This is a genomic window from Nocardia sp. NBC_00881 (genome assembly GCF_045207455.1).
GTDB lineage: Bacteria > Actinomycetota > Actinomycetes > Mycobacteriales > Mycobacteriaceae > Nocardia.
This window is the reverse complement of record NZ_CP108798.1, coordinates 7,927,664-7,951,618: the sequence shown is the minus strand read 5'-3', so window position 1 is coordinate 7,951,618 and position 23,955 is coordinate 7,927,664. Positions and strand designations below refer to the sequence as shown.

General features: G+C 69.2%; 27 protein-coding genes and 1 other RNA gene. 12 read left to right on the top strand and 16 right to left on the bottom strand.

What is annotated here, in order from left to right; translation table 11 throughout:
- Window positions 1–3 precede the first annotated feature (3 nt).
- A complete protein-coding gene (locus OH799_RS33795) occupies window positions 4–1,533 on the bottom strand; it encodes an alpha/beta hydrolase (RefSeq protein WP_406282835.1) in 1,530 nt (509 codons plus the stop codon).
- Between the two features lie 186 nt (window positions 1,534–1,719).
- Here OH799_RS33795 and panB point away from each other — a divergent pair, with 186 nt between their 5' ends.
- A complete protein-coding gene (gene panB, locus OH799_RS33790) occupies window positions 1,720–2,577 on the top strand; it encodes a 3-methyl-2-oxobutanoate hydroxymethyltransferase (RefSeq protein ID WP_406282832.1) in 858 nt (285 codons plus the stop codon).
- Window positions 2,578–2,715: 138 nt separating this feature from the next.
- Here the strand turns inward: panB and OH799_RS33785 are convergent, their stop codons facing one another.
- Entirely contained in the window at window positions 2,716–2,925 is a 210-nt protein-coding gene (locus OH799_RS33785; protein WP_357267571.1) for a hypothetical protein, read from the bottom strand.
- A 49-nt stretch (window positions 2,926–2,974) separates the two neighbouring features.
- Here OH799_RS33785 and OH799_RS33780 point away from each other — a divergent pair, with 49 nt between their 5' ends.
- From OH799_RS33780 to OH799_RS33770, 3 genes are read left to right on the top strand one after another with little or no spacing between them, the layout of a single operon-like run.
- The gene (locus OH799_RS33780) at window positions 2,975–3,205 is read left to right on the top strand and encodes a hypothetical protein (protein WP_357267569.1); all 231 of its coding nucleotides are present in this window, start codon (window positions 2,975–2,977) and stop codon (window positions 3,203–3,205) included.
- Window positions 3,206–3,218: 13 nt separating this feature from the next.
- The gene (pip, locus tag OH799_RS33775) at window positions 3,219–4,181 is read left to right on the top strand and encodes a prolyl aminopeptidase (RefSeq protein WP_406272857.1); all 963 of its coding nucleotides are present in this window, start codon (window positions 3,219–3,221) and stop codon (window positions 4,179–4,181) included.
- Between the two features lie 2 nt (window positions 4,182–4,183).
- On the top strand, window positions 4,184–5,071 hold the full coding sequence (locus tag OH799_RS33770) for a CHAD domain-containing protein (protein ID WP_406272854.1): 888 nt from the start codon (window positions 4,184–4,186) through the stop codon (window positions 5,069–5,071).
- Between the two features lie 228 nt (window positions 5,072–5,299).
- On the opposite strand, the gene OH799_RS33765 is transcribed toward OH799_RS33770, so the two are convergent.
- Both OH799_RS33765 and OH799_RS33760 read right to left on the bottom strand, forming a co-directional pair.
- A complete protein-coding gene (locus OH799_RS33765; protein WP_406272851.1) occupies window positions 5,300–6,751 on the bottom strand; it encodes an RNB domain-containing ribonuclease in 1,452 nt (483 codons plus the stop codon).
- Window positions 6,752–6,767: 16 nt separating this feature from the next.
- Window positions 6,768–7,082 (bottom strand): hypothetical protein, encoded by a 315-nt coding sequence (locus OH799_RS33760; RefSeq protein WP_406272848.1) that lies wholly within the window; start codon window positions 7,080–7,082, stop codon window positions 6,768–6,770.
- A 450-nt stretch (window positions 7,083–7,532) separates the two neighbouring features.
- On the opposite strand from OH799_RS33760, the gene OH799_RS33755 reads away from it, so the two are divergent.
- The gene (locus OH799_RS33755) at window positions 7,533–7,919 is read left to right on the top strand and encodes a hypothetical protein (RefSeq protein ID WP_406272845.1); all 387 of its coding nucleotides are present in this window, start codon (window positions 7,533–7,535) and stop codon (window positions 7,917–7,919) included.
- A 188-nt stretch (window positions 7,920–8,107) separates the two neighbouring features.
- Here the strand turns inward: OH799_RS33755 and rnpB are convergent.
- Window positions 8,108–8,523: RNase P RNA component class A (gene rnpB / locus OH799_RS33750), an RNA gene on the bottom strand.
- A 36-nt stretch (window positions 8,524–8,559) separates the two neighbouring features.
- Between rnpB and OH799_RS33745 the strand changes: the two genes are divergently transcribed.
- Both OH799_RS33745 and OH799_RS33740 read left to right on the top strand, forming a co-directional pair.
- Window positions 8,560–9,447: an alpha/beta hydrolase gene (locus tag OH799_RS33745; protein WP_406272843.1), complete on the top strand. Its 888-nt coding sequence runs from the start codon at window positions 8,560–8,562 to the stop codon at window positions 9,445–9,447.
- Window positions 9,448–9,623: 176 nt separating this feature from the next.
- Window positions 9,624–10,142 carry a TrmH family RNA methyltransferase gene (locus OH799_RS33740; protein ID WP_357267554.1) on the top strand — a complete coding sequence of 173 codons (519 nt, stop codon included), beginning with the start codon at window positions 9,624–9,626 and terminating at the stop codon, window positions 10,140–10,142.
- A 6-nt stretch (window positions 10,143–10,148) separates the two neighbouring features.
- On the opposite strand, the gene OH799_RS33735 is transcribed toward OH799_RS33740, so the two are convergent.
- From OH799_RS33735 to OH799_RS33725, 3 genes are all read right to left on the bottom strand, one after another.
- Window positions 10,149–10,580, bottom strand: coding sequence for a hypothetical protein (locus OH799_RS33735; protein WP_406272840.1), 432 nt, complete (start codon window positions 10,578–10,580; stop codon window positions 10,149–10,151).
- A 159-nt stretch (window positions 10,581–10,739) separates the two neighbouring features.
- Complete coding sequence (locus tag OH799_RS33730) at window positions 10,740–11,060, bottom strand: GNAT family N-acetyltransferase (RefSeq protein WP_406272837.1); 321 nt, start codon at window positions 11,058–11,060, stop codon at window positions 10,740–10,742.
- Window positions 11,061–11,352: 292 nt separating this feature from the next.
- On the bottom strand, window positions 11,353–11,763 hold the full coding sequence (locus OH799_RS33725) for a hypothetical protein (RefSeq protein ID WP_406272834.1): 411 nt from the start codon (window positions 11,761–11,763) through the stop codon (window positions 11,353–11,355).
- A 128-nt stretch (window positions 11,764–11,891) separates the two neighbouring features.
- Here OH799_RS33725 and OH799_RS33720 point away from each other — a divergent pair, with 128 nt between their 5' ends.
- Window positions 11,892–12,119 carry a helix-turn-helix domain-containing protein gene (locus tag OH799_RS33720; protein ID WP_406272833.1) on the top strand — a complete coding sequence of 76 codons (228 nt, stop codon included), beginning with the start codon at window positions 11,892–11,894 and terminating at the stop codon, window positions 12,117–12,119.
- Window positions 12,059–12,721 (top strand): transcriptional regulator, encoded by a 663-nt coding sequence (locus tag OH799_RS33715; RefSeq protein ID WP_406272830.1) that lies wholly within the window; start codon window positions 12,059–12,061, stop codon window positions 12,719–12,721. Before OH799_RS33720 ends, OH799_RS33715 begins: the two co-directional genes overlap by 61 nt.
- Window positions 12,722–12,945: 224 nt before the next feature.
- On the opposite strand, the gene OH799_RS33710 is transcribed toward OH799_RS33715, so the two are convergent.
- From OH799_RS33710 to cobC, 5 genes are all read right to left on the bottom strand, one after another.
- Window positions 12,946–14,151: a bifunctional RNase H/acid phosphatase gene (locus OH799_RS33710; RefSeq protein WP_406272827.1), complete on the bottom strand. Its 1,206-nt coding sequence runs from the start codon at window positions 14,149–14,151 to the stop codon at window positions 12,946–12,948.
- A 46-nt stretch (window positions 14,152–14,197) separates the two neighbouring features.
- Entirely contained in the window at window positions 14,198–14,935 is a 738-nt protein-coding gene (locus tag OH799_RS33705; protein ID WP_406282829.1) for a zinc ribbon domain-containing protein, read from the bottom strand.
- Between the two features lie 72 nt (window positions 14,936–15,007).
- Window positions 15,008–15,652, bottom strand: a complete 645-nt coding sequence (locus tag OH799_RS33700) for a hypothetical protein (RefSeq protein ID WP_357267543.1) — start codon at window positions 15,650–15,652, stop codon at window positions 15,008–15,010.
- Window positions 15,653–15,864: 212 nt separating this feature from the next.
- Entirely contained in the window at window positions 15,865–16,986 is a 1,122-nt protein-coding gene (locus OH799_RS33695) for a Nif3-like dinuclear metal center hexameric protein (protein ID WP_406272823.1), read from the bottom strand.
- Window positions 16,987–17,053: 67 nt separating this feature from the next.
- Window positions 17,054–18,091 (bottom strand): Rv2231c family pyridoxal phosphate-dependent protein CobC, encoded by a 1,038-nt coding sequence (gene cobC, locus OH799_RS33690; RefSeq protein WP_406272820.1) that lies wholly within the window; start codon window positions 18,089–18,091, stop codon window positions 17,054–17,056.
- A 44-nt stretch (window positions 18,092–18,135) separates the two neighbouring features.
- Here cobC and OH799_RS33685 point away from each other — a divergent pair, with 44 nt between their 5' ends.
- Both OH799_RS33685 and OH799_RS33680 read left to right on the top strand, forming a co-directional pair.
- Complete coding sequence (locus OH799_RS33685) at window positions 18,136–18,660, top strand: low molecular weight protein-tyrosine-phosphatase (protein WP_406272818.1); 525 nt, start codon at window positions 18,136–18,138, stop codon at window positions 18,658–18,660.
- Window positions 18,660–19,559, top strand: a complete 900-nt coding sequence (locus OH799_RS33680; protein WP_406272815.1) for an SURF1 family protein — start codon at window positions 18,660–18,662, stop codon at window positions 19,557–19,559. Before OH799_RS33685 ends, OH799_RS33680 begins: the two co-directional genes overlap by 1 nt.
- A gap of 124 nt (window positions 19,560–19,683) precedes the next feature.
- On the opposite strand, the gene OH799_RS33675 is transcribed toward OH799_RS33680, so the two are convergent.
- The gene (locus OH799_RS33675; protein WP_406272812.1) at window positions 19,684–20,601 is read right to left on the bottom strand and encodes a cobalamin biosynthesis protein; all 918 of its coding nucleotides are present in this window, start codon (window positions 20,599–20,601) and stop codon (window positions 19,684–19,686) included.
- A 156-nt stretch (window positions 20,602–20,757) separates the two neighbouring features.
- On the opposite strand from OH799_RS33675, the gene sigJ reads away from it, so the two are divergent.
- Window positions 20,758–21,720, top strand: a complete 963-nt coding sequence (gene sigJ, locus OH799_RS33670; protein WP_406272809.1) for an RNA polymerase sigma factor SigJ — start codon at window positions 20,758–20,760, stop codon at window positions 21,718–21,720.
- A 219-nt stretch (window positions 21,721–21,939) separates the two neighbouring features.
- Here sigJ and ald read toward each other — a convergent pair whose 3' ends face one another.
- Both ald and OH799_RS33660 read right to left on the bottom strand, forming a co-directional pair.
- Window positions 21,940–23,061 (bottom strand): alanine dehydrogenase, encoded by a 1,122-nt coding sequence (gene ald / locus OH799_RS33665; protein ID WP_406272806.1) that lies wholly within the window; start codon window positions 23,059–23,061, stop codon window positions 21,940–21,942.
- Between the two features lie 95 nt (window positions 23,062–23,156).
- Window positions 23,157–23,825, bottom strand: a complete 669-nt coding sequence (locus tag OH799_RS33660) for a response regulator transcription factor (protein WP_406272803.1) — start codon at window positions 23,823–23,825, stop codon at window positions 23,157–23,159.
- Window positions 23,826–23,955: the final 130 nt, after the last annotated feature.

The following is a 23,955-nucleotide window of genomic DNA, read 5'->3' as shown; positions in this document are numbered from 1 at the left end:
GGTTCAGCAGGTGAGGCCCGGCGGGGGTTCGGTCAGGGCGACCAGATAGCCGACGACCGCGTCGTCCACGCAAGGCACGCCGCCCGCCAGCGCCACCGTGTGCCTGCTGCCCCGGTAGGTGATGAGCGCGGCGCCCAGCTGCTCGGCCAGGTCGACCCCGGCCTGGTATGGCGTCGCCGGATCGTCGGTCGTGGACACCACCACGGTCTTCGGCAGCGCGTTCACCGAGATCCGGTGCGGTTCGGTGGTGTTGGACACCGGCCAGGAGGTGCACAGCTCCAGCGGCGCCGCCCCCGTGCCGTGCCCGTCGTCCAAGAACGGCGCCGCCTTGCGGTATTCGGAGTCCTGTCGTCCGGTGACACCGCGGTCACTGATGCGCGGATCGTCCATACAGCGGATGGCGTTGAACGCGTCGCTGGTGTTGTTGTAGGTGCCGTCGTCGCGGCGGCCGTCGTACAGATCGGCCAGCGACAGCAGGGTATCGCCGCGGCCGTCGCGCAATTCGGACAAACCGAGTGTGAGCACCGCCCACATTTCGTCGGAGTACAACGCCTGACGCACACCGGTGAGCGCGTCACCGTAGTTCAGCCCGCGCGGGTCGGTGGTCGCGACCGGCTTGTCCCACAGCGGGTTCACCAGCTCGCGGAACCACTGCACGGCCTGCGCCGGATCCGTGCCCAGCGGGCAGTCCGGATGCCGCACGCAGTCCGCGGCGTAGGCGTCGAACACCTTCTGGAAGCCCGCCGCTTGGCGCAGCGACTCCTGCACCGGGTCCTGCGAGGAATCGATCGCGCCGTCCAGCACCAGGGCACGCACGTGCGTCGGGAACCTCTCCGCGTACGCCGAGCCGATCCTGGTGCCATAGGAGTAGCCGAGGTAGCTGAGCTTCGCGTCGCCGAGCGCGGCGCGCATGACGTCCAGGTCCTGCACCACCTCGCGGGTGCCGACATGCGCGAGGAAGTCCTTGCCGGTCCGTTCCAGGCAGCGGTCCACGTACCTGCGGTTGTCGGCCTCCGCGTCGGCGATGCCCGCAGGCGAGTTGTCCTCCTGCGGCTCGGCGCGTTCGGCGTCCTGCTCCTGGGCGGTCTGGCAGACGATCGCGGGGGTCGAGGAGCCGACGCCGCGCGGGTCGAATCCGACCCGGTCGAAGCGCTCGGCCAGCGGCGTCTTGTTACCGAGGAACGACATGGTCAGGCCGGACTCCCCCGGGCCACCCGGGTTCATCAGCAGCGAACCGATGCGCTCGCCCGTCGCCTTGATCCGGGATACCGCGATCTGCGCGGTCGGGCCGTCCGGCGACGCGTAGTCCACCGGCACGGCGATCCGCGCGCACTCCGCGTTCGGGGGGAAGCGGTCGTCCGCTCCACCGAATCCGGTGCAGCCGCCCCACTGCGCCGACTGCCCGTAGAACTTCTCCAGCCCGGTGGGCGGCGCGGGCATCGCGGTACCCGGCTCGTCGCGGGTGACAGTGCACCCCGCAGCAACCAACGCCAGCACCGCCACCACGAGCACACCGCGCCCACTTCGCACCATCGACATGCCCTCGATATTGCCATCGGGAAAACGCCGATGCCGCCATCGGGCAAACCTGCCCGGAGCTGTGACCAATTGCACCGGTCAGGCCCTTAATCCGCCCCGGTGGCGGTGGCACACTGGATTCGTCAGACAGACCCGGGGACCCGGACGGGCCCCGAGGCGACACAGACGAAAGGGACGATGATGTCCGTATCCGATTCGGAAACCCCTGCCTACGGTGCGGCGCCCGCCACGGCCGGGAAGACCGTGCGCAAGACCCGGGTGCATCACCTGCAGCAGATGAAGGCCGACGGCGAGCGTTGGGCGATGCTGACCGCCTACGACTACTCCTCGGCGCGGCTGTTCGAAGAGGCAGGCATCCCGGTGCTGCTGGTCGGCGACTCCGCGGCCAACGTCGTGTACGGCTACGACACCACCGTGCCGATCACCGTCGACGAACTCATCCCGCTGGTGCGCGGTGTGGTGCGCGGCGCTCCGCACGCGCTGGTGGTGGCCGACCTGCCGTTCGGCACCTACGAGTCCTCGCCGCAGCAGGCGCTGGCCACCGCGACCCGCTTCATGAAGGAGGGCGGGGCGCACGCGGTGAAGCTGGAGGGCGGTGAGCGCGTCGCCGAGCAGATCGCGCTGGTCACCTCCGCGGGCATACCGGTGATGGCGCACGTCGGCTTCACCCCGCAGAGCGTGAACACCCTGGGCGGCTTCCGCGTGCAGGGGCGTGGCGACGGCGCCGAGCAGCTGATCGCCGACGCCATCGCAGTGCAGGAGGCGGGCGCGTTCTCCGTGGTCATGGAGATGGTGCCGGCCGAGCTGGCCGGACAGGTCACCCGCAAGCTGACCATTCCGACCATCGGCATCGGCGCGGGCGCCGACACCGACGCGCAGGTACTGGTCTGGCAGGACATGGCGGGCTATACCAGCGGCAAGACCGCCAAGTTCGTCAAGCGTTTCGGCCACATCGGCGACGAACTGCGCGCCGCGGCAGCCGCTTACGCCGACGAGGTGCGCCGGGGCACCTTCCCCGGTCCGGAGCACAGCTTCTGAGCGAGGTGTCGGAGCGGGCGATGACCAGCGAGCGGTGCATCCACCCGTCGCACTGCTCGGTCGTCGATGAGCTGCTGGACGAGCTGCGCGCGCACTTCCGCTGACATATTCCCGGCGAAACCAACCGGCACGGGCCGGTCAGCGGAAAAAAATGGCAGACTCGATGCCGACAATACCGACACGAGCAGAGGTACCGATGCCGCACAGCCGTTGGATTTCCCGCAGCACACTGCTGATCGCCGGTGTTTGCGCCGCAGCAGCACTCACCGCCTGTGGCAGCGAGTCGAGCCCCGCTCCGACCGAAAGCTCTACCACGGCAGCGGCGAGCGCGACCACCAGCCGCAGCACGCCGACCACTCAAGAGGTCAGCGACGCGTCCGCAGCTCAGCTGTGCGACATGCTCCGCCCGGAACTGACGAACTGGCGGATACAGGGTGGGACGCTGGGCAAGATCGGGCTCAACGCGCTCGTGCACGAGTGGGCGCTGCGCAACGGCGCCATCAACGCCGCGGTGCTGGCCGACAAGGCGATCGTCGATCGCGCCGCCATCAAGAGCTGCCCCGATGTGCGTCAGCAGGCCATAGACGCCTTGGGCATCCCCGACCTGGCGTCCGGTCTGGTGTTCTGATCGAGAAGGCCGGATGCGCAGCCGCTACCCCGAGATCGAACCCCACGACTCCGGCATGCTCGCCGTCGGCGAAGGCCAGTCGCTGTACTGGGAGGTCAGCGGGAATCCGGACGGCAAGCCGGTGGTGTTCCTGCACGGCGGCCCCGGCGGTGGCACCGCGCCGTTCCATCGACGGTTCTTCGACCCGGCCGCCTACCGGATCGTGCTGTTCGACCAGCGCGGCTGCGGCCGCTCCATTCCGCATCTCGCCGACGGCGCGAGCCTGGAGCACAACACCACCCAGCACCTGATCGCCGACATCGAAGCGCTGCGCGAGCAGCTCGGCGTCGAGCGCTGGCAGGTGTTCGGCGGCTCATGGGGTTCGGCGCTCGCGCTGGCCTACGCGCAGCGGCATCCCGGACGCGTAACAGAGCTTGTGCTGCGCGGCATATTCCTGTTGCGCCGCAAGGAAATCGACTGGTATTACAACGGCGCCGCGGGCTACCTCTACCCCGAGGAGTGGGCGAAGTTCCTCGCACCCGTGCCCGAGGACGAACGCGACCAGGATCTGGTCGAGGTCTACCACCGTCTGCTGCACTCGGCCGATGACGAGGTCGCCCGCGCGGCCGCCGTCGCCTGGTCCACCTGGGAGGCCGCCACGAGTTCGCTGCTGCCGCAACCAGATCGAGTCGCCGACATGGCCGAGCCCAGGTTTGCGCTGGCCTTCGCCATGATCGAGAACCACTACTTCCGCCACGGCGGCTTCCTCGACGAAGGCCAGTTGCTGCGCGATATCGGCGCCGTCGCGCAGATACCCGCCGTGATCGTGCAGGGCCGTCACGACATCGTCTGCCCGGCGGTCAGCGCGTGGGACCTGCATCGGGCCTGGCCCGGTTCGGAACTGCGCATCGTCGACGACGCAGGGCACGCGGCGAACGAGCCCGGCATCACGCATCACCTGGTCGAAGCGACCGACCGATTCGCGAAGGCGGGGTAAGCATGGCGACCACGGCCGGGAGCGCGCTCGTCACCGCACTGCGTGAGGACGTCGACCGGCTGCTGGCCGCCGAACCCGAGGTCCGTTCCGACGCACCGGATTCCGTGCACCAGATGCGGGTGGCCACCCGCAGGCTGCGCAGCGTGCTGCGGTCCTACCGCGGACTGTTCGACAAGCAACCGGTCGCCGCGATGAGCGCGGAACTCAAATGGCTGGCCGGATTGCTCGGGGAAGCCCGCGACGCGGAGGTGCGCGCCGACCGTTTCGAGACGCTGCTGGCCGACCATGCCGGGCAGACCTCGCGCGCCGACCTCGACGCCCTCACCGCCCGGCTGGTGAACGCCGAGCGGAACCGCTACCGAGCGGCGCACGACGAGGTCCTCGAGGCATTGGACAGCGCGCGTTACCGCGATCTGCGGGCGGAGCTCTGCGAGTGGCGCACCGATCCCCCGTTGCGCCACTCCCGCGCCGCGGCGCACGCCGCAGAATTTTTCGAGGAGGTGCTGCGACGCGACCTCGACCGGGTCGAGTCCCTCGTGCGCGCCGAACCCACGGTCACCGCTACCGAGCGAATAGAGCTTCTGCACGATATCCGCAAGAGCGCCAAACGTTTGCGCTACTCGTGCGAAGCGGCAGAGCAGACGCTCGGCGACGCCGCGGCCGACCTCGGCACGCGGGCGAAGAAGCTGCAGACGGTGCTCGGAGACCACCGTGACGCGGTGGAATCACACGAGGCGATCCTCGGCAGGGCGGCCGACGCCGCCACGGCGGGCGAGCAAGCGGCCGTATACGAGATTCTCGCGGCCGCCGAGGACGCGGCGGCCGGTCGCGAGCTGAGCCGCTATCCGGCCACGGCCGCAGCGCTGTTCGGACAGCTCGACGCCAGGTAGCTCGCCGAGCCCGCGACGCACGGCAGCTGGTACTCCGCGATCCAGTGCCGAGCGAAGGTGCGCCACCACTACAGTTCGCAGGGTGAGTCGGTTCGTGCGGTCTCTACGCGCACTTGCCGTGCGTCAGACGCGGCCATTGAAGATTGCGACGCAACGGTTCGATCCAACGGGCTGCGGCAGTCGACACCCGGCACTGTCGGACGCCGACAGGGTGCTGGACGCGCGGATTCACGCGGGGAACTCGAACGTCACCTTCCGTTCCCTCGGGTCCGCCGATGTCAGCCGCACCCGCACCGCCGCCCCTTCCGGCGGCTCGCCCACGCACGGCCCGAGCACCGGAGGGTCGGCGATGAAGATCTCGGCGGGCCGATTGCCGTTGCCCTCGCGCACCACCACGGCGTCGAACTCCGCGCCGACCCGCTGCGTCAGCAAGGTCGCCTCGGTCAGATCGATGCAAGCGCGCTCCAGCTTGCCCGCGACGCCATCGCTACGGCGCATGGCCTCGGCCGTGCGCGTCAATCCGCCACGTACCCACCGCGGCACCTCGTTTCCGGCGCACCTGGCCAGGCAGATCTCCGTCGCGAACCGATCCGACAGCCGCCGCAACGGAGCGGTGACATGCGCATAGGACGCGCCGATACCGCTGTGCCGCAATGCTTCCGGCGCGAGCGGCTCCCCCGCGGCGCCGTCGACCACGGTGTAGGAAGCACCGCGCAGCAGGCTGGTCGCCTCGGACATCAGTACCAGCGCCGCCGGCGTGTTCGGGTCCAGCCGCGCCAGCATCCGGCCGACCGCCTCCTCCGCGGACCAGGTCACACCGAGCGCGTGCGCGGTGCGCCGCATGGAATCGATCGCTGATTCGGCCGGTGGCGGCATGGTGCGCAGCAGCGCGACCCGCTCCTCGGCCCGCGCGGCACCGTCCAGCATGATCCGCGCCGCGCACATGCCCGTCAGCAGCGAAACCTGCTCGTTCCAGTCGTCGGCGGGGGTGCGCGGGTCCACCACCAGCCGCCAGTGCCCGTCGGCGCGCGCGTCCCGAACGATGGTTTGCGCCGGCAGCCGCAGCCCGATCGCGCCGCGCGCCAGCCCCGCCTCGATGCGCCGCGTGCCGAATTCCGGCAGGGCCGCGATCGAGGGATGCAGTCGACCGGCGTCGGCGTCGACCTGTACTCCGGTGTAGTCGAGGCGGGCACGGGAGCGCACCAGGGCCCGCACCACCGAGGAACTCCGCGGTTCGGCCTGTTCGTCGAGTTCGATGGTCCACAGCGCCGCAGGGCGGGTCCGCCCGGGCAGCAGGCTCGCGGACCCTTCCGCCAGCACCGGCGGATGCAGCGGCACGGTGCTGTCGGGGAGATAAAACGTCTGCCCCCTGGCGCCGGACTCCTCGGCGAGCGCGCCGTCGGGGATGATCACGGCACCGACGTCGGCGATAGCGTAATGCACGGTGAAGCCGGTGGGGGTGCGTTCGAGATGCAGGGCCTGGTCCAGATCCAAAGCCCCGGGCGGGTCGATCGTCACGAACGGGATATCCGTGCGATCGACCCGGTCACCCGCGAACGCGTCGATCGCATCGCGCGCCTCGGCGGTGGCCTCGGCGGGATACGCCGAGGCCAAGCCGAATTCGGAACGGATGGCGCCGAAATCGACCGGCGCCGAGACGATCCGCTGGTGAAGTTCCACGCTGGAGCGCCGGGTCCTACTGCAGCGCCAGCATGGTGCCGTTCAACTGCTCGACCGGCCCGTAGACGGTGAAGGTGACCCGGCCGCCGGGGACCGAGGACGACACCTGGGCCGCCACGTCGAGCGCCTCACCGAACGAGGCCGCCGAAGGATGCGGCAGGCCGGCGATCGTCTGGCCGAAATGGTTCTGAGATACCCACACCGTGTCGGCGGGGCTGAGGTCCACTTGGACCCCACCCGGCAGCGGAGTCACCGCGACCGCGCTGGCGGAACCGGTGCCGAGCACGGCGAAAACCGATGCGGCCCCGGCGACCAATGCACCAGCGACCAATGAGCGAACTACTCGCATATGAGTTGAGACCTGCTTTCCCGCGATCGGAGTACGAATGGCCCGTTGCTGCCCGGCAACGGGCCGTGCCAACGGCGACTACTTTATGACGTCGATCACGATGAAGGCCAGCTCCACAGGAATCGACATGGCGGAAACTTCGAGCGGCGACACGACCGCGCCCACGCTGCTAACGTGGCCCGCCGTGACGGGTGTCGCGTGCGCCCGCACATTTCGAAATGTCCCGTACGTCGACAATTGGGAGCTCTGCACCTATGTCATCGATCCTGTTCGACTACCTTTTGCCCCTCCTCGGCCCCGAGCAGGCCGCGCACTGGGCTCAGGTCTTTATGGTCAACCCGGTCTGACCGCGCGATTCTTCTCTCCCACGCGTCGCCTCCCGTTCACCTGGCGGGAGGCGGCCTTGGTTCCGGGCCGCTAGCATCCCGCTGCGTGAGAAGAACTACCGCCGCTCTCGCGGCCAGTGCCGCCCTGTTCGCCCTGCTCCTCGCCGGCTGCGGGAATGACGAAGCAGCCAGCGCCACCCCGTCGACCACCACCTCCGGCGCGCCCTCGACGCAGGGCGGCGAGGCCCTGGCCGTCGACAGCGTGAAGGCGGGCGCGTTCGTCGTCAGCTTCCGTGGCGCGTTCCCGAAGCTCGCCGAAGGCAAAGACGATGCGAAGATCGCAAGTATCTTGTCCGAGGGGTGCAAGGACATCAAGGCGGGCAAGTCCGAAGACGAAGTCGTCACAAACATCGCCAAACGAGCCGGGGGCAGCACCGAACCCAGTTCGGAGGAGGCCAAGGCGATCTATCAGATGACCAAACTGATGTGCTGAGTGAATTACTTCCGCAGCGGCAGACACCTCATCAGGTAGCCGATCGTGATCACGACGATGGCGGGAATCGGCACCGACACGCGGGAGCGTCGAATTCTGCGGCGGCGCACCCGAATCGGCATCCGCCGCGCGCGTTACGACAGGGCATCCGCTCGGCGCGGGTCTCTGACGTTTCGCCGACGTCGGGGCGGACGAGTCGGTCTCTAAGCCGGATCCTGTACCCGGTTCGCACCGGGTGGCGACCATCCATCTGGACACACCGTCGCCGGGTGCCTCGAGCGGTCCACCCGCAGGCTCGGGCGAGCGACCCTCGAACGCCTGCGCAGCCGCACCGCGAGCGGTGCGACCTTCGACCTTGCTCCGGGCGGGGTTTACCTAGCCGCCCCGGTCACCCGGGGCGCTGGTGCGCTCTTACCGCACCGTTTCACCCTCACCGCACGGCCCCGAAAGGCCATGGGCGGTCTATTTTCTGTGGCACTTTCCCGCGGGTCACCCCGGGTTGCCGTTAGCAACCGCCCTGCTCTGTGGAGTCCGGACTTTCCTCGGCTCCGGGCAGCGGCACACATGTGCCCGTTCCCGGCGCCGCGGTCGCCCGACCAACTCGTCCGCGGTAACAGGATACTAGGTACGGTTACTGGCCATGGAACGTGTCGAGGTCGGCTTCCCCTCCGGAAGCGAGCAGTGCGCCGCGTGGCTTTATCGCCCGGACGGAGCACCAAAACCCCGCCCCCTCGTGGTGATGGGACACGGCCTGGGGGCCAATCGGGAAATGGGACTCGACCGCTACGCGCGGCGCTTCGCCGCCGCGGGCATCGCGGTTCTGGTGTTCGACTATCGACATTTCGGCGCCAGCCAGGGCACGCCGCGCCAGGTGGTGAACATCGCCCGCCAGCGCGCGGACTGGCATGCCGCCATCGCGTTCGCGCGCACCCTGCGCGGCATCGACGCGACCCGAATCGCGTTGTGGGGCACCTCTTTCGGCGGCGGGCACGTGCTGTCGGTCGCGCCGGACGACGCCTACATCGCGGCCGTGGTCGCGCAGGTGCCGTTCACCAGCGGCTTGGCTTCGGCGCTGGCGAAGGGACCGATCAGCCTGGTCAAGGTCGCCACCATCGCAGCGACCGATCTGCTGATCGGCCCGATCCGGCGCAAGCCCGTCGGCATCCGGCTGGCGGGCCGCAAGTGGGCGGCGGCGCTGATGAGCGCATCCGACGTCCCGGACGGCAACCGCAGACTGATCGAGGAGAGCGAGACCTACGAGCCGAAAGTCGCCGCGCGCGTGGCCATCTCCGCGCTGTTCGATGCGCCGGGACGACGTGCGAAGGCACTGAAGATGCCGGTCCTGTACGCGCTGTGCGACAACGACTCCATCGCGCCGGTGAAATCGGCGATGCAGGCCGCCGACCGCACCAAGCACGCGATCGTGAAGCACTATCCGGCAGGGCATTTCGACATCTACTTCGACGACGTCTTCGAGAAGGCCGTGTACGACCAAACCGAGTTCCTGGTGTCGGTGCTGCGGCCCTGAGTTCCCACGGCGCGACCCGGCCGGCCGGCCGGGTCGCGCCGCGCGGTCGGTGACGTATCGTGGGGTGACTATTCGTTTCCCGGGCAGTCCGCCCTCGGTGATGGCCCCGATGCGCCGCGAAGCATCTTTTCGATGAAAGTTGCTCTCTCCTATGGGAAGACACTTCCCGTTCCACAATGAGCTCCGCGCGGGTCAGGACCCGCACGGAACTGCGCGGACAGCGGCGCAGACGCAGCCACGGCTGCTGGAACCATCTGCTGATCGCACCGCTGTGGCCCAAGCACGGCGTCAACCTGGGGACGCTGCTGCGTACCTGTGACGCCGTCGGCGCGTGCATGGTGGTGCCGCGGCGCCCCTGGGTGCCCGACGCGCTCGCGCAGGGCAACACGTTGCGGCACCGACAGTGCGTGCACTGGGTCGACGGACGGGTCGAGCGGTGGCTCGGCCGCCAGCGTGACGGTGGTTCGGCGATCGTCGGCGTGGAACTCACCGACGAATCCATCCGCCTGGCCGACCTGCCCGTCGCCCGGCGGCGCACCGTCATCGTGCTCGGACATGAGACCAGCGGGATCCCGCCGGAAGGACTCGAGCTGCTCGACGTGGCAGTCGAGATCCCGATGGTCGGCACCGGGCACAGCCTCAACGTGGCGGTCGCGGGCTCACTGGTGCTCTACAAGCTGGCCGGACTGTGCTGATCACGTTTACCGTCCGCGGATGGCTCGCCAGACAACGAATGCGATGATCGCGGCGGGGGCGGCGGCGAGCAGGGGTTGTTTGCGGAACAATTCCAGCAGCGTGCGGCCCTGCTGGGCGATGGGTTCGGGAACTCCGGCCGCCCCACGTTCGCCGGCGGCAGCGGTGTTCGCCTCCGTCAGTTCGGCGCGCGCGGCCGCCCGTCGAATGGACGCCGCCGCCTTTTGGGTGGCCTCCTGGCTCTGACCCGCCCGTCGCGCGGCGGCCACTTTCTCCTCTGCCTCCCGTGTCGCCTCCGCGGCCCGACGGCGCACGTCGGCGGCTTTGCGTTCGGCCGCGTGCCGCGCCTCGGCGGCCGTGTCCTCGGTGTCGGCCGCCTCGCCGCGCGTGGCGCCTGCGACTTTCTGGAAACCGTCGGTTTCCGAGTTACGTTCGTTCATCGCTGTCTCCTGTCCTCGGCGGCGCGGTGCCGGGCGGATGTCCTGATGGTGTCGATCAGCGAGCGCGACACCGACGGACCGAGGGCGCTGGACCAGCGAACCGCTCGTCACACCCTGTCGAGGGCCGGTTACCCGGCGACCGCGCAGGCAAACCGAACCTCAGAGGCGCAGTTCCATCACGCGTTCCCGTCGTGAATCACCTGGTGCGAGGGGTCCGCTGACCCCGGTCAGCGCGAAGCCGTTGCGTCGATACAACTGCTCAGCGAACATGTTCCCTTCGGCGACCTCCACACGGACCACGCGATGACCACCGCGCGCCCATTCGATCACCGCGCGCACGAGCAGATCCGATACCCCGGTGCCGCGCGCCTCGGGCGCCACCACCCACATCGAAATCAGGTGCACACCACCGCGATTCAGAGCTGGCATGCCGGCGACGGTGCCCAGCTCGACCCCCGCGGAATCGGCCGGAAACTGCACCGGTCCGCCAGCGCACGCCGCCGGTCACGCTCGGTTCGGGCCTGCGCCTCCGCCAGGGGCGAACCGAAGAACTGCGGCGCATCGGCCAGCGCCCGGAGCCTGACCCGCCGGAATACCACCCACTCATCAGGGATGAGCTGCCTGATCTCGAACGTCGAGACATCCACCAGGAACTCTTCACTCTCCCGGCACTGTCGTGCGCAAAGGATTCTCCAGACGCGGCGTCCGGTCGAACCGTGAGCCCCCGGCGGTGCGGCGGGATCGGTCGTCGGTATGCGTTGATCGCGACCGCTCAGGCGCGCCGGCACAGGCCGGTGAATTCGAGCCCGGCGAAGACCGCGACCACCGCAGCGCCGACGAGCAGCAACGCCACACCGAGGACGGTGAGGTCGAGAACACCGGATTCGGCCAGCGCGATCATCGCTACGGCCGACACCGCGTTGACAGCGACGACCCCGTTCGCCTGCCGCGCCCGGATCTCGGGCTGTCTCGCGATCAGCAGCAGGACGAGCGCACCGCCGAGCATCGCGACACCGAACACGACACTCCAGACGGTGGGCAGCCCGAGCGGGTCCCGCAGAGCCGCGGCGCCCGCCAGCAGCACACCGCCGAAGATTCCGGTGCTCCAGCCGTCCACCCGCGGTGTGGTACTCAGGAAGTCGCGGGCGGGTGCGGGCCGGGTGGCCGGGGTCGAGATGCTCATGTCTGCTCCTGTGGTCGATCCGGTCGGGGCCTATCGGTTCCCGAGACCAACCCTGCGGACTCGAGGTGGGCGTCTCAATAACCTCTGAGGTCATGGCTCCGCGGCACGGCGGGTGATTAGCTGGTCAGGTGGCACATACACCGGCGGGAACGGAATCGAGAGCGGGCAGTCTGCTACGCGAGTGGCGGCAGCGACGCAGGCTGAGCCAGCTCGATCTGGCGCTGGCGGCCGACACCTCGGCACGCCACCTTTCGTATGTGGAGACCGGGCGGGCCAAGCCGAGCCGAGCCGAGCGATGGTTTTACGACTATGCGAGACGCTGGATGTGCCGCTGCGCGAGCGCAACACGCTGCTGATGGCCGCGGGCTACGCACCGGCGTATCGGGAGAGCAGCCTGGACGACGCGCATCTCACGTCGGTCCGCGCCGCGCTGGACACCATGCTGACCGCGCACGAGCCATATCCGGCGGTGGTGGTCGATCGGGTGTGGAACGTGGTGACCGGCAACGCGGCGATGGACGTGCTGACGCACGGCGTTCCCGACCACGTGCGGGCACCACAGCCGAACGTGTACCGGCTGGTGCTGCATCCGGAAGGGCTCGCCGCCCGGCTGGTCAACCTCGCCCAGGTGCGCGAGCTGTTCGTGGAGCGGCTGGCCAGGCAGGTCACCGCGAGCGGCGATCCCGACCTGGCGGCGCTGTACGACGAGGTGTCCCGGTACCCGGACCCACCTCCGATCGTGGACGATTCGGAGGAGACAGACACACGAACGAGTCCGTTCGAGGTACCGATCCGGATCCGCACACCCGCGGGCGAGCTGTCGATGTTCAGCACGATGGCCACATTCGGCGCACCGGCCGACGTCACGCTGTCTGAACTGGCCATCGAATTGTTCTATCCTCTAGACCAATTCACCGCAACCGCGCTGCGCGACATTGCGGCAGCGGCGAATTCGTGAATTCCGGCAGACCCACACGGCTGCGCGAGCGCCGACCTCAGGCCGAACACGCGCCCGACCCGGTTCCGCCTCGAGCACCGTGCCCAGGTTGACAACGTCAGCCTACCGCTCCGCGACGGGCACGGCGGAGTTGAAGCGGAATTCACCGCATCGCACGAATGTGAGCCGCAAATCCGTAGCAGTAATGCCTAGTTCGCGGTTCCCACACCGTGTTCGGCGTCGCATCAGAGATAGGACGTGTCGTTCACCAGACGCACCGATGCTCCACCATCGGGATAGAACTCCGCTATCGACAGCGACGCCAGATCCAGATGCAGCCGGTACAGCAGCGACGGGCCGACACCGAGCGCCAGTTGCAGCAGCGTCTTGATCGGGGTCACGTGACTGACCACCACGACGTTCGCGCCGGGATACAACCCGACCAGATCGCGACGGGCCGCGCCCACCCGCTCGCGGACCTGGTCGAAGCTCTCGCCGCCCGGCGCGGCGATCGCGGGATCGCCGATCCAGCGGGCGTGCAGTTCCGGGTCGCGCTGCGCGGCCTCCAGGAAGGTCAGACCCTCCCAGGCGCCGAAGTCGGTCTCGATCAGGCCGTCGAGCACTCTGACCGGCACGCCCAGCGCGGTGGCCGCGGCGTCGGCGGTCTCCCTGGCGCGGCCGAGCGGGGAGCTGACCACGGCCGCGATATCACCTTTGGCGGCCAGCATCTTCGCGGCGCGGGCAGCCTGCTCGCGGCCGAGGACGGTGAGTGGAGGGTTGCCGCGACCGGAGTAGCGGCGCTCTAGCGACAGTTCGGTCTGGCCGTGGCGCAGCAGAAGAAGACGGGTGGGGCGGCCGGTGGCTCCCGTCCAGCCCGGGCCAGGCTGTGCGGCCTTCGCCGCCACGGCGTCCGCGTCCCTGACCTCGTCGATCCAACTCGGCAGCTCGCGCTCGTCGGCGGTGGCGACGGCCGGATCGGCGGGCCCCGTCGCCGGCGCCCGCTGCTCACGCGAAGCCGCCGAGCGGACCTCGTCCACCAGGGTGGCGTCGTCCATCGCCTCGTTCGCCAACCGGTCGGCGTGCGCGTTCTGCTCGCGCGGAATCCAGGTGAAGCTCACCCGCGCGAAACCGGCGACCAGCCTGCGCGCGCGGTCCGCGAGCGGAATCATGGCCGCGTGCTTGACCTTCCAGCGGCCGGACATCTGCTCGACGACCAGCTTGGAATCCATCCGCACCGTGACGGATTCGGCGCCGATTTCCGCCGCCGCCTCCAATCCGGCAATCAGGCCGCGGTATTCGGCGACGTTGTTGGTGGCGACGCCGATGAACTCCCGGCGTTCGGCGAGGACCCGGACGCGCTCCGGGTCGTAGACCACCGCGCCGTACCCGGCCGGGCCCGGATTGCCGCGCGAGCCGCCGTCGGCTTCGACGATCACCTCGGAATATGTCACCGTCGTCGCCGCTTCGCGCGGGCGACCGAGCCGGGCAGCGGCCGGCTCACAGCCCCGATTCCTTGGTCCGGACCAGGATCGCGCCGCACTCCGGGCAGCGCACAACCACGTCGGGCGCGGTCTTGGCGATCCGCGCGATCTCGCCGCGGTCGAGTTCGATGCGGCACGCTCCGCAGCGGCGGGCCTGCAACAGGGCCGCGCCGACACCGTGCTGCTCGCGCTGGCGGTCGTAGATCGCGAGCAATTCGGCCGGGAACCGCGCGACCATACCGGATCGGTCGGTATCGCAACGGCCCTGCGCCACATCCAGATCCGCGAGCGCCTCGTCACGATGCCGCTGCGCGGCGGCCAGATCCTCTTCGGTCTTACTCAGCCTGGCGCCCGCGTGCTCGTGGTCTGCGGCCGAAGCCTCGCGGCGCTCCATGACCTCGAGCAGTTCGTCCTCCAGCACCGAGCGGCGGCGCTCCAGGCTACCCAGCTCATGCTGGATCTCCGTCAGCTGTTTGGCGTTCACCGAGCCCGCGGTGAGCATCCCCTTGTCGCGGTCCTCGCGTTTGCGCACCGCCTCTACCTCGCCCTCCAGCTTGCGGATGTCGCGATCGAGGTCGTCCAGCACGATCTCCACGGCCACCGCGGCGTCCTTGTGCGCGTTGCGTTCGGCCTCCAGCCGGGCCACCTCCTGCTGCTCGGGTAGCACGGTGCGACGGTGCGCGATCCGTGTCAGCTCGGCGTCGACGGCGGCGAGCTGCAGCAGCTCGGCCTGAATCGGGGGTTCGACATTCAACGCGGACAAACTCCTGGACATGGTGGACGGGGTTGGTGTTCAACCGTACCTCGCCGGACCCGTTGCCCCACGCTAGCCGCCGACGGTGCGAGTCTTGATGGCGTCCCTGGAGATGTAGACGTCGTATTCGCCGGGTACCGCGATCACCGCGTTGCCGTAGGCAGAGCGCACGAACGGCTGGGTCCACCAGCGGCCGGCCCGCATGTCGGTGAAGAAGTCCCGATCCCCGTCGTTGAGGAAAATCTGATGCTGGGTAGTCGCCACACCGTCCAGGCGCTGGCCGTACAGTCGGCTGATCTGATAGCCGGAGTGGAAGCCGAGGGCGTTCACCCAGGGCTCCAGCTCGACGATGCCCGCCTGCAGCATCCACATGTCGCCCTCGACCCGATAGGTCTTGCGCTGTTCGGGATGGTCGTCGTCGCCGTAGAGGGTGAGGTCCACGTCGAGCTGATGCTCCTGCCCCGCCACTTGCTTGGCGACTACGTGCGCCGCCTTGATCTCCCCGGTCAATCCCAGGTACGTCTGCAGCAACGTCACTATCCACAGCAGCACCGCCGCGACCAGCAGTAGCACGAGTCCGCTTGCCCCGCGGGCGACCAGCGCCCGCATCCCGACCCGGCGCGCCGTGACGAGTCCGGAGATGATCAGCGCGACACCGACGAGCAGCAGCAGGATAAGGCCGATCTGCACGACCCCGAAATCGACCGGAAAGCTCATGCCTTCGCCTCGCTAGCGCTCGGCTCCGGCATGCGCAATGCGCGCTGTAACAGGATTCGCTCGCTGCGCTCACTCATACGCTAGTTGTACCCCGCACGAGCCGTGCAATTCACCCGAACCGACGACTGCATCGCTGCGGCGAACGCGGTCACGCCCCCGATCGTTACGACTCCGTTGGCAGGACAACGGCGTTCAGGTCCCGCAGCCGGCGGTCAGCTGGGTGCCCGCACCGTCCACGGGTCGGTGCGCAGCGTGGACACGCGGGTCTCCAGGTCGGGCAGCGCGGTCCGGACCACCGATTCCGCCTGTGCGCACCAAGGGAATTCGGTGGCCCAGTGCGCGGCGTCGACGAGGGCGGGGCCACCCCGGCGCAGATGCTCGTCGACCGGGTGGTGCCGCAGGTCGGCGGTGACATAGGCGTCGACGCCGAGACGGGCCGCGGCAGTCAGGTAGGAATCGCCCGCGCCGCCGCAGACCGCGACGGTGTAGACGGTGCGGTCGGGATCGCCCGCGGCGCGCACGCCCCACGCGGTGGGTGGAAGAGCGGCGGCCACTCGATCGGTGAAGGCGCGCAACGACTCCGGCTGCGGCAGCGTGCCGACCCGGCCGATCCCGAGCGACGAGGGCAGCGGTGCGCGTTCGCTGATGTGGTAAGCCGGGTCCTCATAGGGATGGGTGGCGCGGAGCGCGGCGAGCACCGCCGAGCGCGCCGCGGGCGCGGCGACCACTTCGACCCGGTCCTCCTCGACGTGCTGGAGTTCGCCGAGGGCGCCGTGCGCCGGATTCGCCTCGGCCACCGGACGGAATTGACTGGTCGCGGGCACCCGCAGCGCGCAGTCGCGATAGTTCCCGCTGCCGCCGGCGCCCGCCGCGAAAAGCGCGGCCAGCACCGCGTCTGTGTGCGTGCGCGGCACCTGGACCACCCAGTTGTCAACGACGGATTCTGGTTTCGCATCCAGCGGACCGGTCACGGTGAGACCGAGGGCCGCGGCGAGCGCGTCCGAAACTCCGGGATCGGCGGAGTCGGCGTTGGTGTGCGCGGTGAACAGAGCGCAACCGGAGCGGATGAGCCGGTGCAGCAACGCGCCTTTCGGCGTGTCAGCCGCGACCGTGTCGACACCGCGCAGCAGCAGCGGGTGATGCACCACCAGCGCTTGAGCGCCCCCATCGATCGCCTCGTCGACGACGGCGGCGGTGGCATCGACCGCGAACAGCACGCGGGTCAGCTCTTCCGCGGGATCGCCGCAGACCAGGCCGACCGAGTCCCAGGACTCGGCCAGCCGCGGCGGATAGGCCGCGTCGAGCACCGCGATGAGATCCGCGAGCGTCGTCATCGTCCACCTTCTTCGCCTCGTTCATGCATTGCCACATTCGGTTTCGTTCGGCTCGCCCCTGCGGTCATCACAGACCTGCCGACCGGATTGCGTCGACCAGCCGATCCACCTCCGGTCCGTCTCGGACCGCGACCCTCAGATGGTTCGGGCCGAGGCCGGGGAACGTGTCGGCCCGGCGAACCGCGATCCCCTGGTCGGCCAGATGCTTGCACAGCAATTCGCCGTCCGCGACGTGCAGCAGCAGGAACGGGCCCTCGGCCGGGGTGTAGACATGCACGTCGATTTCGGTCAGCCGCTCGATCATCGCGGCACGTGCCGCGGCGACGGCCTCGGCCCGCCGCTCGGCCTCGATGACCGCCGCCTGGTCGGCGGTGGCGGTGATCGCCTCCAGCTGCAACGTGCCGAGCGGCCAGTGGGCCCGCCCGCGCTCGAGCCGCGCGAGAAGCGCGGGATCGCCGAGAAAGTAGCCGCAGCGCAGACCAGCGAGCGCCCAGGTCTTGGTGAGGCTGCGCAGTACGAGGAGGTCGGGCGCCGCGTCCGCGGCGAGGGATTCGGGCTCGCCCGCGACAGCGTCCGCGAACGCTTCGTCGACCACAATGGTGCGGCCCGGCCTGCGCAGCGCGCGAACGGCGTCAGCCGGGTGCAGCACGGAGGTCGGATTGGTCGGGTTGCCGAGCACCACCAGATCTGCCTCGACGGGCACCACGGCGGAATCGAGCAGGTAGGGCGGTGACAGCAGCACCCTGGTCACCGGGACACCCGCGTCGCGCAGCGCGAGTTCCGGCTCGGTGAACGACGGATGCAGCACCGCGGCCAGTCGCGGTGCGAGGCGGGGCAGCATCGCGAAACCCTCCGCAGCGCCCGCCAGCAGCAGCACCTCATCGGGAGCACGGCGGTGCCTGACCCCGACCGCGCGGCGGGCGGCGTCCGCCTCCTCGGCGCTCGGATAGCGGCCGAGCGCCCCGAGCTGGGCGGCCAGGCGCTGCCGCAGCCACCCCGGCGGCGCCGCGCCCTGGACGTTCACCGCGAAATCGAGCATGCCCGGGCGTGCGTCCACGTCACCGTGGTAGCGCAGTTTCGCGCGGTCGACACTGTCCTCGGGCACGAGACGACACCCTACGTGGCGGCCTCGGCGCGAGACCGGCCAGAATGGCAGTCGTGGGTCAGCTGCACGTGTCGTTCGTCTGTACCGGCAACATCTGCCGTTCTCCGATGGCGGAAAAAATCTTCGCGGTGCATTTGTACCGGTCCGGACTGGCCGACCGCGTGCGGGTCAGCAGCGCGGGCACCGGGTCCTGGCATGTCGGCGACGACGCCGACCCGCGGACCGACGCGACGCTGCGCAAGTACGGCTATCCGACCGGCCATGTCGCCGCCACGTTCGGCGCCGAGCACCGCGACGCTGATCTGGTGGTCGCGCTGGACAGCTCGCACCAGCGGGAACTGGCCCGCCTCGGCATACCACGGGAGCGGCTGCGGCTGCTGCGCACCTTCGACCCGGACGCCGACGATCAGGACGTGGCCGACCCTTACTACGGCAGCGCCGACGACTTCGATCTCGTCCGCGACCAGATCGAGGCGGCCGTCCCCGGCCTGCTCGACTGGGTGCGCGCCGAACTGCGGACAGCCGCTGAGCCGTCCGACCGCAGACCCCTCCTCGACGGACGGCCCTGATGCGCAGGCTCACCTTTCTGCTGCGTCCCAGCTGGCTGATCCTGGCGGTGCTGGTCGCCGCGTTCGCCTACCTGTGCTTCACCGTGCTCGCGCCGTGGCAGCTCGGCAAGAACACGGCCACCTCGCATCGCAATCAGCTGATCGCCGATTCGGTGCGAGCCGACCCGGTGGACGTCAGCACGGTGTTCGGCGACACGGCCGCCGACTCACACACCGAATGGCGCCGCATCACCGCCTCGGGCAATTACCTGCCCGACTCCACGGTGCTGGTGCGACTGCGCCACCTCGACGGTGCGCCCGGTTACGCGGTGCTCGCGACGTTCCGGCTGGACGACGGGCGCGTGTTGCTCGTCGATCGCGGGCTCGTCGCCGCGGTGGACGGATCCCGCCCACCGCGGATCCCCGAACCGCCCACCGGGCCGCAACGCATCGAAGCGCGGGTCCGCATGTCCGAGGGTGTGGCACCCGGCAAGGACCCGAGCGTCCAGGACGGCTACCGCCAGGTGTACTCCATCGATACCAGCCAGGAGTCGACGGTCCTCGGACAGCCCGTCACCGCCATCCCGACCGGCGAACGCGGCGGCTACCTGCAGCTGAGCGAGAACCAGCCCGGCGTGTTCACCCCCACCCCACTCCCACAGCTCGACGCGGGCCCCTATCTGTCCTACGGCCTGCAATGGCTGGCTTTCGGCATCATGGCGCCGCTGGGGCTCGGCTACTTCGTGTACGCCGAGCTTCGGGAGCGGCGGAAGGAAAAGGGCGCCGCCGCAACAACTCGCGCCGCAACAACTCGCGCCGCAACGACTCCCGCCGAGGCAACCCGGGCGACGCCGACCGAACCCGCCGCACCGACCACCGAGGCGCGCCTGGCCGACCGCTACGGCCGCGGCCGCAGCTGATCAACCTACTGCGACGTCTGCTCAGCCACGCGGTCGGACGCGGGTCGACTGAAGGTGCGAAAGACAAGGCTGGTGCCGCCGGCCCAGCCGAGACACACAGACGTCTGGACTCGCGCGACGCGGATCAGCGCTTGATGGCGGCGATAGCGGCGGCGAGGAGAGCGGCGGCGCACTGCACGGCTTCGGAGAGCCGCACCGCGCGGCGCAGATCGTGCACGGTGGGAGCGGGGCCGACTCCGAGGAGCGGGCGCTGTTCGACGCCATGCGGATAGTGCGTGCGACCACCCAACCGGATACCGAGCGCGCCCGCCATCGACGCCTCGACCACACCCGCGTTGGGGCTGGGGTGCCCGGCGGCGTCGCGGCGCCAGGCGCGCAGGGCCGCGGCGGGGCGGCCGTCGACAAGCGGGGCCAGCGCGGCCGTGAGCAGGCCCGTGAGGCGGGCCGGAATCAGATTGGCCACGTCGTCGGTGCGCGCCGCGGCCCAGCCGAAACGAAGGTAGCGCTCATTGCGGTAGCCGATCATCGCGTCGAGCGTGTTGACCGCGCGATACCCGAGTAGACCGGGTACACCCGCCACAGCGCCCCAGGCCAATGGCGCGACGGCCGCGTCGGCAGTGTTCTCGGCGATGGATTCCAGGGCGGCGCGCGCGAGCCCGTCCGCGTCGAGCACGTCAGGGTCGCGGCCGCACAGAGAGGGCAACAGCGCGCGAGCGCCGTCCAGATCGCCGGACTCCAGCCGATCGGCCATCGCGTGACCGGCGCGTGCCAGGCTGCGACCACCGAGAACCGTCCAGGTCGCGAGCACAGTCGTGGGCAGCCCGCCCCGACGCGCTGCGACGCCGAGCCCGACGATCGCTCCCACCGCGAGCACCTCGTGCACCAGCCCCGCCACCCGCCGGTCGGCGTAGGTGACCGACTCCAGCGCCGCGGCCGCCACACCGAACCCTGCCACTGGATGCCGTCGCCGGGGATCGCCGAACACCCGGTCGAGCGCGAATCCGACCAGCAGCCCGACCGCGTGGGAGGTCCCCTTTTGCACCCGGCGAGGTTATCGGGTGGCCCGCCGGTCTGAGCACCCTGGCCGGGATATCACCGCCGCGCGGACGTGTCACACACCGGGCCCCCACGTCGTCGACCTGGTGAGGCATTCATACACTCGCCCTGTGGGGGGCGAACGACCGAACGGCGAACAGCAGTGACTTCCGAACAGTCCTCCTCTCCAGAGCCCCTCGACCAAGCCGAACTGGCCCGGCGGTTCGAGGAACACCGGCCGTATCTGCGCAGGCTCGCCTACAGCACACTGGGCAGCCTCACCGACGCCGACGACGTGGTGCAGGAGGCGTGGCTGCGGTTGCAGCGCCAGCACACGGCGGGAACCGCGGGCGAGATCGACAACCTGCGCGCGTGGCTGTCCACAGTGACCGGACGGCTCGCACTCGACCACCTGGGCTCGGCCCGCATGCGCCGGGAACAGTACGTGGGCGAATGGCTGCCCGAGCCCGAGGTGACGAGCTGGGACGACCCGGCCGACCGGATCACCCAGGATGAGCGGGTCACTACGGCCCTGCTTGTGGTCCTCGAGTCACTGTCGCCTGCCGAACGCACGGCCTTCGTACTGCAGGACGTGTTCGGTATGAGCGGCCCCGAAGTCGCCGAGGTGGTCGGCCGCACCCCGGCCGCTGTCCGCCAGCTCGCCTCCCGTGCTCGCAAGCACGTCGAGGATGGCACCCCGCGCTTCCCCGCGTCGCCCGACGAGCAGAACAAGGTGGTGTCGGCCTTCGCGCTGGCCTGGCGTTCCGGCGACTTGAGTGCCCTGCTCGGCGTACTCGACACCGACGTCAGCCTCACCGCCGACGGCGGCGGCAAGGTGCCCGCGATCCGGCAGCCCGTGCACGGCGCCGAACTGGTGGCCAAGCTGCTACTCGGCTGGTACCACGCCCCGTCCGCGGCGGGCGCCTGGGGCCGCGCGGTGCTGGTCAACGGCCGGCCGGGCCTCGTGGTCTTCGACGGTACGCACACCGGTGTGTTCTCCTTCACCGTCGACGACGGCCGCATCGTCGCGATCGACGTGGTGCGCAACCCGGACAAGCTCCACGACCTGCCCACCAGCGGTCAGCCCGACTGGTACCTGGGCGAGGGCCGGACCGACGAGGCCTAGCCGAGAGCTACCTCCGCAACCGCGTCGGTGGCGAGATCGCCCCGTGCCACCGACGCAGCACCCCGACGTCACGAATGCGGTGGTCACCTTGTTGGTGCGCGCCTCGTCACAACCGTGAGCGATAACGCTCGCGACTTATGCGACCAGGCATGCCGTCTCGATGCTTACCATCCGCGCTGACCGAGGCTCCGCGCCGTCGCTGCGCGTGCTCGCACGCCGCTACAGCAGAGCCAGTACGTTTTCCAGAGCCACAGCATCGATCCCGATCGCCCCGCCGACGGCGGCGTTGGTGAGCACCCCAGCGTGAGTGTTCAGCCCGAGAGCTAGGCTTCGGTCATCCTCCAGGGCCCGCTTCCAGCCTTCGTCCGCCAGCGCAACGACATACCGCAGAGTGGCATTGGTGAGTGCGTGGGTGGAAGTTGTGGGAACAGCCCCGGGCATGTTGGCCACGCAGTAGAAGACCGAACCACGGACGATATACGTCGGCTCGGCGTGCGTTGTCGGGCGAGAGCCCTCGAAACAACCGCCCTGATCGATGGCGATATCGACGAGTACTGAGCCCGACTTCATACGCGAAACCAGTTCGCTGGAAACCAACGTCGGCGCCTTGGCGCCGGGGACGAGAACGGCTCCGATAACCAAATCAGCGTCGAGACAAGCTCTCTCGATCGCGTGGACATTGGAGGCAACCGTCTGCAGCCCGCCGCGGTAGATCCGGTCGGCTGCCGCCAGTGGGGCGGGCTCGAGGTCCAGCAGGGTGACTTGTGCGCCCATGCCGACGGCGATCTGAGCGGCATTCATGCCGGCAACGCCGGCGCCTATGATGACAACCTTCGCCGGCGGCACACCAGGTACACCGCCGAGTAACACCCCACGGCCGCCAGCGCGTTTCAGAAGGGCGGCAGCGCCGACCTGGGTAGCCAGCCTGCCCGCCACCTCGGACATCGGCGCGAGCAGCGGCAGCGAGCGGTCGGGCAACTGCACTGTCTCATATGCGAGCCCGGTGACCCGGCGAGCCAGCAGCTCCTCGGTCAGGGCTTTGTCGGCGGCGAGATGCAGGTATGTGAACAGCACCTGTCCCTCGTGCATCCGGCCATACTCCTCGGCAACGGGTTCCTTGACCTTGAGGACCATCTCGGCGTCGGCCCAGAGCTTGTCGATGTCGGGCTGGAGGACAGCGCCCGCGGCGGCGTATTCCTCGTCTGTGATCGAGGAGCCACCCCCAGCCCCTCGCTGCACGACAACCTCGTGACCATGCAGTACCAGTTCGTGTACCCCAGCCGGGGTGATGGCCACGCGATACTCGTTGTTCTTGACTTCCTTCGGTACGCCGATCCGCATGGGCTACGCACCCTTCTCGAAAGTTCATTTCACCGATGGATATTGCTCACACTACGAGAGTCGGGACCAGACCGGTTGCAGTCACCGGCCGACGGTTATCCGGGTTCACCGACCCAGCGGTAGCCATGTCCGCGGATAGTGACGATCAATCCCGGCCGATTCAGCTTGGAACGCAGGGAGGTCATGTGGACGTCGAGGGACTTGGACACAGAGAAGAACGCCTCGCCCCAGACCCTGTCCATGAGCTGCTGTCGGCTGACCGTGACTCCCGGCCGCTCGACAAGTGTCGTGATCAGCTCGAATTCCTTGCGAGTCAATGGAACATGCGCACCCGCCACTTCGACACGGCGGGCTTTCAGATCGATGCGGACGTCACCGGCAACCACCACGCCGCCAATCGGGCGCACTGTGGCGACAGCACGGCCAACCACCTTCTCCAGTCGAGCGATCAGCTCACCTACGCGCACCGGTTTCACCAGATAGTCGTCCGCACCACCGCGCAATATTCGAACGACATACCGTTCATCGGTGCGAGTACCCACGGCAACCACCGGCACGGCGCTGGCTTCGCGTATCCGGCGCAGGACCTGCAGACCGTCCATGTCCGGTTGCGTCAGATCCAGCACGACCGCGTCATAGCCGCGGTGGGCCACCAGCAGATCCGCCGCCCCACTCATGCGCTTTGCGCTGTATCCACGCGCAATGAGCAGGTCGACCAGTCCTTGTCCGGACTGGCCGTCACTCTCCATGACCGCAAGTCTCATGCGCCCGTTCCTCTCTCGGAACGCCCCGAACACCTGTCCGAATGCGCCGCAGCACAGCGACTTTCAGTGCCAATGGCGTAATAGACACACTACGTCCCGCGTCTGCTTCCTTCTTGGTGATGGGAACCTC